The organism is Nocardioides sp., assembly GCF_044226765.1.
GTDB lineage: Bacteria > Actinomycetota > Actinomycetes > Propionibacteriales > Nocardioidaceae > Nocardioides.
In genome coordinates, this window is sequence record NZ_JBGAGJ010000007.1 from 170,258 (window position 1) to 183,420 (window position 13,163).

Here is a 13,163-nt window from a genome sequence, read left to right on the forward strand (position 1 = left end):
GCACGTTTCGCGGGGCGGTAGCCCCGGTCCGGAGGAAGGGCGGTGGTCACGGTGGGGTACCTCGACTCCGCCTCCTCCGAGCCGCTGCACCCGGCCGCCCGGGAGACCCTGCTCGCCGCGCTCGAGCGCGGGTACGCCGACCCGCGGCGCCTCCACGGCCCCGGCCGGGACGCGCGGCTGCTGCTCGACAACGCGCGCGCCGTCGTCGCGGAGTGCCTCCAGGTGCGCCCCGACGAGGTCACCTTCACCTCCTCCGGCACCGACGCCGTCCACCGCGGCCTGCTCGGGCTGCGCCGGCCCGGGTCTGTGGTGTCCCGGACGGCCGTCGAGCACTCCTGCGTCCTGCACGCCGTCCGGTGGGCGGACGCCGCAGGGACCGTCGTCCCCGTCGACCGGGAGGGGCGGGTCGACCCGGCCGGGTTCGCGGGTGCCGCCGGAGTGGTCGCCGTCCAGGCGGCCAACCACGAGGTCGGCACCGTCCAGCCGGTCCAGGCCGTGGCCGAGGCAGCGGGCGGCGTACCGGTCTTCGTCGACGCGTGCGCGGCCATGGGGCGCCTGCCGCTGCCCACCGGCTGGGACGCGCTCGCGGGGTCGGCGCACAAGTGGGGCGGGCCCGCCGGCGTGGGCGTGCTCGTCGTGCGCAAGGGAGCCCGCTGGGTCAACCCGTTCCCCCACGACGACCGTGCCGACGAGCGGGCCTCGGGCTTCGAGAACGTGCCCGCCGCGCTCGCGGCCGCGGCCGCCCTGCGGGCGGTCGTCGAGGAGCGTGACGAGGTCGCGGCGCGTCAGCGCGCCCTGGTGGACCGGATCCGGGCCGGCGCCGCAGCCGTCCCGGACGTGGAGGTCGTCGGCGACCCCGACGACCGGCTCCCCCACCTGGTGACCTTCTCGTGCCTCTACGTCGACGGCGAGGCGGTCGTGACCGAGCTCGACCGGCGCGGCTTCGGGGTGGCCAGCGGCTCGGCCTGCACCACGTCCACCCTCACCCCCAGCCACGTCCTGGAGGCGATGGGCGTGCTGACCCACGGCAACGTCCGGGTGTCGCTGACCCGCGACACCACCGACGCCGACGTCGACGCGTTCCTGCGGGTGCTGCCCGAGGTCGTCGAGGAGCTGCGGGCCCGGGTGGGGCTGTGACCGGGGCGACCACGCCAGCAGACCTCGAGCTCGACTGCCGGGGGCTGCTGTGCCCGCTGCCGGTCATCGAGCTGGGCCGCCGCTTCGCCGAGGTGCCGGTCGGCGGGCTCGTCGCCCTGCTCGCCGACGACGCGGCGGCGCGCACCGACGTCCCCGCGTGGTGCCGCATGCGCGGCCAGGAGTACGCCGGCGAGGAGGTCGCCCCCGACGGGACGCCCCGCTACCTGGTGCGACGGCTCAGCTGACCGGCTCCGCCGGCGTCAGACCGACGTCAGGCCAGTGCCTTGAGGTGCGGCGCGACGTCGTCGGCCGCCAGCGAGCCGTAGGAGTGCTCGACCCGGGCGAGGAACTGCGACGGTGTGAAGGTGTACTCCTGGGTGCCGACCGTCTCGACGACGTACGCCGCCAGGACGCAGCCGACCTGCGCGGCCCGCTCGAGGCCGACGTCCCACGAGAGCGCGGCCAGGAAGCCGGCCCGGAACGCGTCGCCGACCCCGGTGGGCTCGAGGGCGGCGACGTCCTTGGCCGCCGGCAGCTCGATCGGCTCCTCGCCGCGGCGCAGGATCCGGACGCCGTCCTTGCCCAGGGTGGTCACCTGGACGCCGACCCGGTCGAGGATCTCCGCACCCGACCAGCCGGTCTTCTGCTCGATCATCGCCGACTCGTACTCGTTGGAGAACAGCAGCGCCGCCCCGTCGATGAGCCGGCGGATGAGGTCGCCGTCGCTGAACGCCAGCTGCTGGCTCGGGTCGGCGATGAAGGGGTACCCGCGCTGGCGGCACTCCTCGGTGTGCCGCAGCATGCCGTCGGGGTCGTCGGCGCCGATCAGGACGTACTCCGGCGGGCCGGCCTGGGTGACGATCGGCCCGAGCTCGATCAGCCGGGCCTCGCTCATCGCGCCGGGGTAGAAGGACGCGATCTGCGCGCCGGTCGGGTCGGTGGTGCAGACGAAGCGGGCGGTGTGACGGGTGTCGGAGATGCGCACGTGGGAGCAGTCGACGCCGTGCCGCTCGAGCCAGGACCGGTACTCCGCGAAGTCCTCGCCCGCGGCGCCGACCAGGACCGGGCGGATGCCGAGCTGACCCAGCCCGAAGCACATGTTGGCGGCGACTCCGCCGCGGCGGATCTCGAGCTCGTCGACCAGGAAGGAGACCGACAGCTTGTCCAGCTGGTCGACGACGAGGGAGTCGCGGAACTTGCCACCGAAGGTCATCAGGTGGTCGGTCGCGATCGATCCGGCGATCAGCAGGCACATGCGGGCGAGACTACCGATGGGTACCGCTGGGAGTACCAATCGGTAGCCCCTAGCGTCGAGGCCATGACCCCCGAGCGCCTCGCCTATGACGACCTGTCGACCCCGTCCGAGATGGGCACCGACGCCCTGGCCGTGCTGACCTCGCTCGGCTGGGTGCCGGCTCCCTACCGGCCCCGCGAGGTCGCCAAGCGCGGTGAGATCGAGGTCCCCGAGGCCGCCGCCCGGCTGGCCCGCGCGATCTACGGCTGACCGAGGGCGCGTCACCGGACACCACGCCCTCCCCCGAGCGCTGCTCGACCACCGGGCCTCGACCACTGGTGGTCGAGCAGCTGGCCCCCGGCCGCCCAGACGCACATCACCCCCGGCGCCCTCTCGGGTCCGGGGGTGATGTCTGTCTGTCTCGTGCGACTATCAGTCGTCGGGCTGCATGTCGGGCTGCCTGTCGGTCGTCAGGCTGTCTCTCGGGTCACCGGGTCTCGACACGCGCCTTCTGACTTCGCAAGCTCAGTCAGAGCGCTCGCTCGACCACCATCAGCGAGTCCGCTGGCGCGTCCTCGCTCAGTGGAAGCTGTCGCCGCAGGCGCAGGAGCCGGTCGCGTTGGGGTTGTCGATCGTGAAGCCCTGCTTCTCGATCGAGTCGACGAAGTCGATCATCGCGCCGTTGAGGTAGGGGACGCTCATCCGGTCGACCACGACGGCGACACCGTCGAAGTCGGTGACGACGTCACCGTCGAGGCTACGCTCGTCGAAGAACAGCTGGTAGCGCAGGCCCGAGCAGCCACCCGGCTGCACCGAGATGCGCAGCGACAGGTCGTCGCGGCCCTCCTGCTCGAGGAGGCTCTTCACCTTCGCAGCGGCCACCGGGCTCAGGTTGATGGAGTCCGTGCGGCGCTCGGTGCTGGTCTCGACCTGCTCGGTCATGTGCGGTTCTCCCGTGATCGGTGGGGTGGTTCCTCCGGGTCAATGGTCGCACACAGGGGGTTATTCCCGGGCCTCGTGCGACCAGGTCCGCGCCACCCGGGCCGCCAGGTCGGCGAGGGCCCCGGCCGGATCGGCCAGTGCCCGCTCCTCCCCCACCGCTTCGACGAGGGAGTACGCCGACTCCACGCCCAGCGCGCGCATCTCCCGCGACCCGACGTCGACCCGGCCGGCCAGCACCACGCAGGGGCGCAGCGCCTCGCCGGCGACCGCGGCGACGCCGTACGGCACCTTGCCGCCGCGGCTGGAGAAGTCGAACGCCCCCTCGCCGGTGAGCACCAGGTCGGCCGCCCGGGCCCGCTCGGGGAGCCGGACGGCCCCGGCGACCAGGTCGACGCCCGGCTCGCGGGTGCCGCCGAGGAGCAGGAGCGCGAACCCGAGTCCGCCGGCCGCGCCGGCGCCCTTCTCGAGCGCGAGGCGGCGGTCGGTGGCCGCGGCGAGCTCCTCGAGCAGCCCGTCGACGGCGGGGAGGCGGTCCTCGGCGATCCCCTTCTGGGGGCCGAACTCCTTGGTCGCGCCGAAGAGCCCGGTCAGCGGGTTGTCGACGTCGCTGGCGGCGACCACCTCGGCGGGGAACGACGGCACGGCGACCCGCGTCAGGCCGGCGAGCGCGGCCACGCCCCCGTCGAGGGGGCGGTCCGCGGTCGCGCCGAGCGCCGCGAGCAGCCCGGCACCACCGTCGTTCGTGCCGCTGCCGCCGAGCCCGACCACCACCCGGGTGGCACCGGCACCGACCGACGCGAGGAGCAGCTCGCCCACGCCGTACGTCGTGGCCTCCTCGGGCCGCTCCCGACCGGTGAGGTGGAGCCCGCACGCCTGCGCGGCCTCGACGTAGGCGGTCGTGCCGACCAGCAGCACGGCGGCCGGTGTCGGCCGGCCGTGCGGGCCCCGTACGGTGACCGCGAGCAGCTCGCCGCCGAGGGCCGCGTGGAGCACGTCGACGAACCCGGGCCCGCCGTCGGCCATCGGTGCCAGGTCGAGCTCGTCGCCCGGCGCCTGCCGCCGCCAGCCGGCCGCGATGGCCTCCGCCGCCTCGACGGCCGTCAGCGTGCCCGCGAACTTGTCAGGGGCCACCAGAACTCGCATGCGGCCCATCCTGCCGGGTGCCTAGGCTCGCCCGCGTGGGCGACCTGACGATCCGGCCGATGACCCTCGACGACGTGCCCGCGGCCGAGCGGGTCAGCGACGAGGGGTTCCTCGAGCTCGACAGCCGCACCCGCCGGCTCTCCGACCCCGAGCCGTCGCGCCGCACCGACGCCCACCGGGCGGTGTGGATCGAGCGGACCAGCCACCTCGTGCGCACCGACCCGGGCGGGTGCTGGGTGGCCGAGGACGCCGGTCGCGTGGTGGGGATGGCGACGTCGTTCCGGCGCGAGGTGGTGTGGTGCCTGGCGACGTACGCCGTGCTGCCGGGTCACCAGGGCCGGGGCATCGGCAAGCCGCTGCTGGCTGCCGCGCTGCAGCACGGACAGGCCTGCACGCGCGGCATGCTCTCGGCGTCCTCGGACCCGAGAGCGACCCGGCTCTACCGCCAGGCGGGGTTCGACCTGCACCCGCAGATGTACCTGACCGGCAGCGTCGATCGGTCGGCGATCCCCGTCCTGGAGAAGGTCCGCGAGGGCAGCGCCGGCGACGTCGAGCTGATGGACTCCCTCGACCGCCGCCTGCGTGGTGCCGGCCACGGCCCCGACCACGAGCTGATGCTGCGGACCTGGCGGCTGCTGGTGTCGGACACCACGACCGGCTCCGGGTACGCCTACGTCGACGAGCGCGGGAGGCTGGGGCTGCTGGCCGCCTCCGACCGGCGCACCGCCACCCGGCTGCTGTGGGCCGCGCTGGCCGACGGCCCCGTGCAGGCGACGGTCCCGCATGTGACGGGCGCGAACCAGTGGGTCCTCGACGTCGGGGTCGCCGCTCGGCTCGACGTGCACCAGGAGGGCTATCTCGGGCTGCGCGGGATGAAGCCGCCCACGCCGTACGTTCACCATGGTGCGCTGCTGTGAAGGCGCAGCACCTCGACAAATAGGATGGCCGCCATGACGACCGTGGACCTCCCGCTGCTGCCGCTCGGCCGTGGCGTCGACCTCTCCAGCGAGCGGGGCGTGGAGTGCCCGGGCGACCTGCCCGCCGCCTCCGACCCCGACCTGGTCGCGCGGGCCCGCGCCGCGAAGGAGGCGCTCGGCGACAAGGTGTTCGTGCTGGGCCACCACTACCAGCGCGACGAGGTCATCGCGTTCGCCGACGTCACCGGCGACTCCTTCAAGCTCGCGCGCGAGGCCGCGGCCCGGCCCGAGGCGGAGTACATCGTCTTCTGCGGCGTGCACTTCATGGCCGAGTCCGCCGACATCCTGACCAGCCCCGCCCAGCAGGTCGTGCTGCCCGACCTCGCCGCCGGCTGCTCGATGGCCGACATGGCGCGGCTCACCCAGGTCGAGCTGGCGTGGCAGGCCATGGCCGAGGCCGGCGTCGCCGAGAGCGTCGTGCCGGTGACCTACATGAACTCCTCGGCCGACATCAAGGCCTTCTGCGGTCGCAACGGCGGCGTCGTGTGCACCTCCAGCAACGCCGAGGTGGCGTTGGCCTGGGCGTTCGACCAGAAGCCGGACGCCAAGGTCCTCTTCCTGCCCGACCAGCACCTGGGCCGCAACACGGCGGTGCTGCAGATGGGGCTCTCGCTCGACGACTGCGTGGTCTGGGACCCGCACCGCCCGAACGGCGGCCTGACCACCGAGCAGCTGCGCGACGCCCGGATGATCCTGTGGAAGGGCCACTGCTCGGTGCACGGCCGGTTCAGCCCCGAGGTGGTCGACGAGCTGCGCGCGGAGATCCCGGGGATCAACGTCCTGGTGCACCCCGAGTGCCGTCACGAGGTCGTGCTCAAGGCCGACGTCGTCGGCTCCACCGAGCTGATCATCAAGACGATCGAGGCGGCGCCGGCCGGGTCGAGCTGGGCGATCGGCACCGAGCTGAACCTCGTGCAGCGTCTCGCCGCCGCCCACCCGGACAAGCACATCGTGTTCCTGGACAAGACGGTCTGCTACTGCTCGACGATGAACCGCATCGACCTGCCCCACTTCGTGTGGGCGATGGAGTCGCTGGTCGCCGGTCAGGTGGTCAACCGGATCGAGGTCGACCCCGAGACCGAGCGGTGGGCCCTGGTCGCCCTCGAGCGGATGCTCGCCCTCCCCGGGAAGACCGCCCGCGACTGACCGTTGACTTGAGCCTTGCGACCGGTTGACTTGAGCGCTCGGACCAGCCTCGCCCTCAGCCTGGGTCGGTCTTGGTCACGAGCCGCAACTCAACGGGTCACAACCCGCAACTCAACGGGTCACAACCCGCAACTCAACGGTCCGCGGGGAGCTCGAACCAGGCGCAGGTGCCGCCGTACGCGGCGTTGGTGAGGCTGATCCGGCCGCCGTGCGCCTCGACGATGCGGCGGCAGGTCGACAGCCCGATGCCCGAGCCCTCCACGTCGTGGTCGATCCGGGCCAGGGGCTCGAAGACCCGCTCCCGCTGGTCCTCGGGGATCCCCGGGCCGCGGTCGCAGACCTCGACCCGCCACATGGTGCCGATCCGGGTGCCGTCGACCTCCAGGTGCGGCGCCTGACCGGGCCGGGTGAACTTGGCGGCGTTCGCGACCAGGTTCTGCAGCACCGCGCGCAGCTGGACCGGGTCGCCGAGGACGGTGGGCAGCTCGCCGACCACCACCGTGGCGTCGGCCAGCAGCGCGGCCAGGTCCTCCCGTACGTCGTCGAGCACGGCGCCCAGGTCGACCGGGACGCGCCGCAGCTCGGCGCCCACCCGGGCGTAGGCCAGCAGGTCGTCGATGAGCGACTGCATGCGCTGCGCGCCGCCGAGTGCCCGCGCCACGAGGAACTCCAGCCCCTCGTCGGCGCCGGCCTGCTCACCGATCATCGACAACGACATGGTGACGGCCGTGAGCGGGTTGCGCAGGTCGTGGCTGACCTGTCCGGCGAAGGCCGCCAGCGCCTCGTTGGACCGCCGGAGCTCCCGGGTGCGCAGCTCCAGCTCGAGCAGGTCGACCACCCGGTCCGCGAGGGCCACCAGGGCGTGCTCCTGGTCGGCGCCGAGCTCGCGCGGGACCGTGTCGAAGACGCACAGGGTGCCGATGACCACGCCCTCGGGCGTCACGAGGGGGTGGGTCGCGTAGAAGCGGACCGAGCCGAGGACCCCGGTCACGAACGGGTTCTCCCGGAACCGCTCGTCACGGCTCGCGTCGGGCACCACGACGGGCCCACCGTCGTGAAGCACGACGTTGCACATGGAGTCCTCGCGGGCGCAGACCGCGGCGTCGAACCCGTGCGCCGCGACCTGGTGCTGGGCGGTGTCGGTGATCAGGTTGATCGTGGCCATCGGCACCTGGGCGACCTGGGCGGCCACCTCGACCAGGGCGTGGAGGTCGGCGCGCGGCGGGTCCACCAGGACCTGGTACTTGCCGATCTCGGCAACCCGGGTCGCGTCGGACTCGAGCAGGGGGGTCGTCACGGTCAGCGCCTCCCGGTAGGCGGAGCAGTGGGCGGGTGCAGCAGCGTGGGCGTCGAGCCGGTACCCCCGAGGCCGCCCCGACCGAGCGGCAGGATAACCACCGGCCCGCGGACCGGACCACCACCGGTCACAGGCCGGGCGCGCCCCAGACGGCCAGCCAGCGGGAGAGGTCCTTCTCGACCGGGAGCTCGCCGGCGAGGGTGTCGCGCACCTGGATCTCGAGCAGGTTGTCGCGACGCCTCTCGGCGCCCGGCGCCGGGGCGAAGGGATAGAACGTGCCCTGCTTGTAGAGGTACACCAGCCCGACCCGACGGCCCCCGGGGTCGGCGAACGGGACCAGCGAGCACAGCAGGCCCGGACCGAACCCCTGCGCCTCCAACGAGGTGTTCACGGCGTGCAGGTCGGTGACCAGGCCCGACACGTCGGCGGGGTCGTGACGGTTGAGCAACCACGTGAACCCGAACTCGTCCTGCGTCACCTCCACCGCGGGCGCCGCCGGATCGGCGTCGAGCAGCGCCACGACCTCGTCCTGGGTCTGCCGGAACGCCGGACCGGCCGCCGCGCGGTAGCAGACCGCGCCCTGGCCGGTGGGGACCAGGCCGAGGCCGGTCTGCAGCGTGATCGCGGCGCTCGGCACGAGGAACAGCGCGTCGAGGTTCGGTTGCTTGGGCCGCGTGCGACCCGTGACGACGTCCCAGAAGCCCATCAGGCGGGGCGGTCCAGCTCGGCCTGGATCCGCGCCAGCTGCTCGAGCCGCTGCTCGAGCGTCGGGTGCGTCGAGGTGAGGGTGCGCAGCGAGACCCCGCGGGCCGCCGGGGCGATGAAGAAGGCGTTCATCGCCTGCGACGCGCGCAGGTCGCGGTCGGGGATCTGGTTGATCTCACCGGTGATCTTCTGCAGCGCCGAGGCCAGGGCGTGGGGCTTCATGGTGAGGTAGGCGCCGGCCCGGTCCGCGGACAGCTCGCGGTAGCGCGAGAGGAGCTTGAGCAGCAGGAAGCTGACGGCGTACGTCACCAGGCTGACCAGGAGCACGACCAGCCAGACGGGGACCCCGCCGGTGTTGCTGTCGCGGCGCCCGCCGCCGAAGATCGCGCCGTACTGCGCCCCCCGCGTCAGCATGCTGGCCACGATCCCGGCCGAGGACGCGACCGTCATGACCAGCACGTCGCGATGGGCGACGTGGGACAGCTCGTGGGCGATCACGCCCTCCAGCTCCTCGGCCGTCAGTCGACGCAGGATGCCTGTGGTCACCACGACCACCGACCGGTTGGGCGATCGACCGGTCGCGAACGCGTTGGGCAGGTCGGTGTCCGCGACACCCACCCGCGGCTTGGGCATGTCCGCCAGCGTGCACAGGCGCTCGATCATGCCGTGCAGCTCGGGCGCCTCCTGCGCGCTGACCTCGCGGGCCCGCATCGCCTTCATGGCCACGGTGTCGGAGCTGTACCACTGGAACCAGACGACGCCCAGCCCGATGATGCCGATGATCGGCGCCCAGCCGGCCGGCATGATCGCGATCAGGACGGCGATGATGCCGACGAACATCGCTCCGAGCAGGAACATGACCGTGGTCATGCGGGCGGTGAGCCCGGCGTCTCCCACGAAGCGCGAACGTGCCATACCACCGATTGTTGCCGGTGGCGCCAAGCCTCCCGGGACCGGGCCGGGCCGGCGACGGGTCAGGCGCCGGGCTCCTTCTCCGGCTCCTTCGGGGCCTCCTCCGAGGGCAGGATGGCCTGCGGTGGCGGCGGGGTCGACCCGGACTTCAGTGCGGCGAGCTCGGCCTCGACGTCGGCCTGGGAGCTCATCGCCTCCAGCTCGCGGGCGATGTCGTCGCCGGGCCCGGTCGAGGTGACGTCGTCGAGCGCGCCGGAGGCGATCAGCTCGTCGATCGCGCCGGCCCGGGCCTGCATCTGGGCGGTCTTGTCCTCCGCGCGCTGGATCGCCTGACCGACGTCGCCGAGCTCGTCGCCGATGCCGGACATCGCCTCGTTGATGCGCGTCTGGGCCTCCGCCGCGGTGTAGGTCGCCTTGATCGTCTCCTTGCGGGTGCGGAACGCCTCGACCTTGGCCTGCAGCCGCTGCTGGGCCAGGGTCAGCTTCTCCTCCTCGGCCTGCAGCTGGGCGTGCTGGGTCTGCAGGTCGGCGATCTGCACGGTCAGCCCCGACTTGCGGGTGAGCGCCTCGCGCGCGAGGTCCTCGCGGTCCATCGTGATCGCCTTCTGCGCCTGGTCCTGCAGCTTGGCCGACTGCTGCTCGAGCTGGTTGATCTGCAGCTCCACCCGCTTGCGGCTGGTCGCCACGTCGGCCACGCCCCGGCGCACCTTGGACAGCAGGTCCAGCTGGCGCTGGTAGCTGTAATCGAGGGTCTCGCGGGGGTCCTCGGCGCGGTCCAGCGCCTTGTTGGCCTTCGAGCGGAAGATGAGGCTCATGCGCTGCCAGATACCCATGGGCTCAGCCTAGGCACAAAAGCAAGGCGGGGCGACGGCGCCGGTAGTCTGGTGCCGATCCACCCGGCGCTCCTGCCCGGACCGCCGCCGTCACCACGAGCTCACTGAAGGCCCAGCGTTGTTCCGTCGCACCAAGACCGAGACCCCCGCCGTCGACCCGACCCCCACCAAGGTGGGCGGCAAGGGACGGCCGACGCCGACCCGCAAGGAGGCGGAGGCGGCTGCCAAGGCGCGCGCCAAGGTCCCGCGCACCCGCAAGGAGCAGGCGGCGGCCCAGCGGGCAGCCCGCGGCGAGTCCAGCCAGCGGGTCCGGCAGGCGATGCGCGACGGCGACGAGCGCTACTACCCCGCCCGCGACCGCGGACCCGAGCGGCGCTTCGTGCGGGACTTCGTCGACAGCCGGTTCTCGCTGGTCGAGCTGGTCATCCCGCTGCTGCTCGTGACGCTGCTCCTGGGCTGGTCCGGCAACGCCACGCTGGCGCGCTTCGGCAACACCCTGCTGATGTTCATGGTGCTGTTCGTGCTGATGGACATGGTGTGGCTGCGGTTCCGGCTGCGCCGCGAGCTGGTCAAGCGGTTCCCCGAGTCGTCCTACAAGGGCCTGACCTACTACGCGATCACCCGAGCGCTGCAGATGAAGTTCATGCGGCTGCCCAAGCCGCAGGTCAAGATCGGTCAGCAGCTCTCCGACCGCTACCGCTGAGCACCCGGCTCACCCCTTCATCAGCTGCGCCCGGCGTACCGTCTGGGTCTTCGACGGGTCCCGCTCGACCACCGGGTCGACCACCTCGTCGATCGCCTTCAGCACGTCGGCGTCGAGGCGTACGCCGGCGGCGCGGGCGTTGTCGCTGACCTGGTCGGGCCGACTGGCGCCGATGATCGCGGCCGACACGTTGGGGTTCTGCAGGACCCACGCGACAGCCAGCTGGGCCATGGTCAGGCCGGCGTCGTCGGCGATCGGGCGCAGCCGCTGCACCCGCTCGAGCACGTCGTCGCGCATCCAGCGGCCGATCATCGTCGCGCCGCCCTTGTCGTCGGTCGCGCGGGAACCCTCCGGCGGCTGCTCACCGGGGAGGTACTTGCCGGTCAGGACGCCCTGCGCGATCGGCGAGAAGACGACCTGGCCGATGCCGAGCTCCGCGCAGGTCGGGACGACCTCCGGCTCGATGACCCGCCACAGCAGGTTGTACTGGGGCTGGTTGGACACCAGGGGGATCCGCAGCTCGCGCGCCAGCCGGTGCGCCTCGCGGATCTGCTCGGGCCGCCACTCCGAGACGCCGATGTAGAGCGCCTTGCCCTGGCGCACCACGTCGGCGAAGGCCTCCATGGTCTCCTCCAGCGGCGTCTCGTCGTCGTACCGGTGCGCCTGGTAGAGGTCGATGTGGTCGGTGCCCAGCCGGTGCAGCGAGCCGTTGATCGACTCCAGGATGTGCTTGCGCGAGAGCCCGTGGTCGTTGTGCCGGCCCGGCCCGGTGGGCCAGAACACCTTGGTGAAGATCTCCAGCCCCTCGCGGCGCTCCCCCTTCAGCGCCCGCCCGAGCACGGACTCCGCGCGGGTGTTCGCGTAGACGTCCGCGGTGTCGAACGTCGTGATGCCCTCGTCCAGCGCGCGCCGCACGCACGCCAGCGCGGCCTCCTCCTCCACCTGGGACCCGTGGGTCAGCCAGTTGCCGTAGGCGATGGCCGAGATCTTCAGGCCGCTGCTGCCGAGGTTGCGGATCTCCATGTCTTCGACCCTAGTGACCGGCCCAACCGCGCCGGCCGGCCCGGTCACCCGTCGTAGTCGAGCTCGACCTCGGGCGACGTGGGGTGGGCCTGGCAGGTGAGCACGTAGCCGCGCTCGATCTCGTCCGGCTCGAGCGCCCAGTTGGCATCCATCGTGACCGTGCCGGTGACCAGCCGGGCGCGGCAGGTGCCGCACACCCCGCCCTTGCACGCGAACGGGAGGTCGGAGCGGACGGCGAGGGCGGCCTCCAGCACGGGTACGCCGTCGGGGCGCAGGTCCACGGCGGACGACCGGCCGTCCAGCCGGATGGTCACCCGGGCCGCGCCCTCCGGCGCACCGGCCAGTCGACCGACGGGGGCGCGCGGCACCGGGTCGGCGTGGAACAGCTCCGCGTGCACCCGCGCACCGGGCACACCGAGGTCGGTGAGGGTGGTCCGCAGCTCGGTGAGCAGCTGCTGCGGCCCGCAGAGGAACCAGGCGTCCACGTCGTGCGGCGGCATCAGTGCTTGCAGGATCCGGGTCAGCCGCTCACCGTCCAGCCGGCCGGAGAGGAGCTCGACCTCCTGCTGCTCGCGGGACAGCACGTGCACCACCTGGAACCGCGCGGGGTAGCGGTCCTTGAGGTCGTGCACCTCGTCGAGGAACATCACCGACCGGTGGGTGCGGTTGGCGTAGACCAGCATCGCCTGCGACGCCGGCTCGCCCTCGAGCACGGCGGCCAGGATCGAGAGGACCGGGGTGATGCCCGACCCGGCCGCGACCGCGACGTAGGTCCGGCGGGCGGTCGGGTCGATGACCGGGGTGAACCGCCCGGCGGGCGTCATCACCTCCAGCGTGTCACCGACCACCAGGCGCGAGACGACGCCCTCGCTGAAGGCGCCACCGGGCAGCCGCTTGACGCCGATGCGCAGCACGCCGGCCGACGGCGGGGTGCAGATCGAGTAGGAGCGGCGCACGTCGTCGCCGCCACGGATGGACAGGTGCTGCCCCGGCTCGAAGGCGAACTGGCCGGCGAGGTCGGGCGGGACGTCGAAGGTCAGTGCGACCGCGTCCTCGGTGAGCTCGTCGATCGCCGCGACGCGCAGCGGGTGGAAGGTCGCGGACATCCGTC

Annotated in this window: 15 protein-coding genes; 6 read left to right on the forward strand and 9 right to left on the reverse strand. The window is 72.9% G+C overall.

Annotated features, from left to right (window positions below; all coding sequences use genetic code 11):
* The first annotated feature begins 42 nt into the window (after positions 1–42).
* Together ACILRH_RS15760 and ACILRH_RS15765 are read left to right on the forward strand one after the other, a co-directional pair.
* On the forward strand, positions 43–1,137 hold the full coding sequence (locus ACILRH_RS15760; RefSeq protein ID WP_395694830.1) for a cysteine desulfurase family protein: 1,095 nt from the start codon (positions 43–45) through the stop codon (positions 1,135–1,137).
* Positions 1,134–1,382, forward strand: a complete 249-nt coding sequence (locus ACILRH_RS15765) for a sulfurtransferase TusA family protein (protein ID WP_395694832.1) — start codon at positions 1,134–1,136, stop codon at positions 1,380–1,382. The genes ACILRH_RS15760 and ACILRH_RS15765 overlap by 4 nt, the downstream gene beginning before the upstream one ends.
* 26 nt (positions 1,383–1,408) lie before the next feature.
* On the opposite strand, the gene ACILRH_RS15770 is transcribed toward ACILRH_RS15765, so the two are convergent.
* Positions 1,409–2,392 carry a carbohydrate kinase family protein gene (locus ACILRH_RS15770; protein ID WP_395694834.1) on the reverse strand — a complete coding sequence of 328 codons (984 nt, stop codon included), beginning with the start codon at positions 2,390–2,392 and terminating at the stop codon, positions 1,409–1,411.
* 63 nt (positions 2,393–2,455) lie between these two features.
* Here ACILRH_RS15770 and ACILRH_RS15775 point away from each other — a divergent pair, with 63 nt between their 5' ends.
* Positions 2,456–2,641 carry a hypothetical protein gene (locus tag ACILRH_RS15775; RefSeq protein WP_395694836.1) on the forward strand — a complete coding sequence of 62 codons (186 nt, stop codon included), beginning with the start codon at positions 2,456–2,458 and terminating at the stop codon, positions 2,639–2,641.
* Between the two features lie 309 nt (positions 2,642–2,950).
* Here ACILRH_RS15775 and erpA read toward each other — a convergent pair whose 3' ends face one another.
* Both erpA and ACILRH_RS15785 read right to left on the reverse strand, forming a co-directional pair.
* Positions 2,951–3,313 carry an iron-sulfur cluster insertion protein ErpA gene (gene erpA, locus ACILRH_RS15780; RefSeq protein WP_395694837.1) on the reverse strand — a complete coding sequence of 121 codons (363 nt, stop codon included), beginning with the start codon at positions 3,311–3,313 and terminating at the stop codon, positions 2,951–2,953.
* A 60-nt stretch (positions 3,314–3,373) separates the two neighbouring features.
* Positions 3,374–4,456, reverse strand: a complete 1,083-nt coding sequence (locus ACILRH_RS15785) for a glycerate kinase (RefSeq protein WP_395694839.1) — start codon at positions 4,454–4,456, stop codon at positions 3,374–3,376.
* Positions 4,457–4,491: 35 nt separating this feature from the next.
* Between ACILRH_RS15785 and ACILRH_RS15790 the strand changes: the two genes are divergently transcribed.
* Both ACILRH_RS15790 and nadA read left to right on the forward strand, forming a co-directional pair.
* Positions 4,492–5,373 (forward strand): GNAT family N-acetyltransferase, encoded by an 882-nt coding sequence (locus ACILRH_RS15790; protein WP_395694841.1) that lies wholly within the window; start codon positions 4,492–4,494, stop codon positions 5,371–5,373.
* Positions 5,374–5,406: 33 nt separating this feature from the next.
* The gene (gene nadA, locus ACILRH_RS15795; protein ID WP_395694842.1) at positions 5,407–6,579 is read left to right on the forward strand and encodes a quinolinate synthase NadA; all 1,173 of its coding nucleotides are present in this window, start codon (positions 5,407–5,409) and stop codon (positions 6,577–6,579) included.
* 133 nt (positions 6,580–6,712) lie between these two features.
* Here the strand turns inward: nadA and ACILRH_RS15800 are convergent, their stop codons facing one another.
* The 4 genes from ACILRH_RS15800 to ACILRH_RS15815 form a co-directional block, all read right to left on the reverse strand.
* A complete protein-coding gene (locus ACILRH_RS15800) occupies positions 6,713–7,876 on the reverse strand; it encodes an ATP-binding protein (protein WP_395694844.1) in 1,164 nt (387 codons plus the stop codon).
* Positions 7,877–8,003: 127 nt separating this feature from the next.
* Positions 8,004–8,582 carry a PspA-associated protein PspAB gene (gene pspAB, locus ACILRH_RS15805; RefSeq protein WP_395694846.1) on the reverse strand — a complete coding sequence of 193 codons (579 nt, stop codon included), beginning with the start codon at positions 8,580–8,582 and terminating at the stop codon, positions 8,004–8,006.
* Positions 8,582–9,496: a zinc metalloprotease HtpX gene (htpX, locus tag ACILRH_RS15810; protein ID WP_395694847.1), complete on the reverse strand. Its 915-nt coding sequence runs from the start codon at positions 9,494–9,496 to the stop codon at positions 8,582–8,584. Before htpX ends, pspAB begins: the two co-directional genes overlap by 1 nt.
* Before the next feature lie 59 nt (positions 9,497–9,555).
* A complete protein-coding gene (locus ACILRH_RS15815; RefSeq protein ID WP_395694849.1) occupies positions 9,556–10,326 on the reverse strand; it encodes a PspA/IM30 family protein in 771 nt (256 codons plus the stop codon).
* Positions 10,327–10,444: 118 nt separating this feature from the next.
* Between ACILRH_RS15815 and ACILRH_RS15820 the strand changes: the two genes are divergently transcribed.
* Entirely contained in the window at positions 10,445–11,029 is a 585-nt protein-coding gene (locus tag ACILRH_RS15820; RefSeq protein ID WP_395694851.1) for a DUF3043 domain-containing protein, read from the forward strand.
* Positions 11,030–11,038: 9 nt separating this feature from the next.
* On the opposite strand, the gene ACILRH_RS15825 is transcribed toward ACILRH_RS15820, so the two are convergent.
* Positions 11,039–12,052 (reverse strand): aldo/keto reductase family protein, encoded by a 1,014-nt coding sequence (locus ACILRH_RS15825; RefSeq protein ID WP_395694853.1) that lies wholly within the window; start codon positions 12,050–12,052, stop codon positions 11,039–11,041.
* Positions 12,053–12,096: 44 nt separating this feature from the next.
* Complete coding sequence (gene paaE / locus ACILRH_RS15830) at positions 12,097–13,158, reverse strand: 1,2-phenylacetyl-CoA epoxidase subunit PaaE (protein ID WP_395694855.1); 1,062 nt, start codon at positions 13,156–13,158, stop codon at positions 12,097–12,099.
* Between the last annotated feature and the right edge of the window lie 5 nt (positions 13,159–13,163).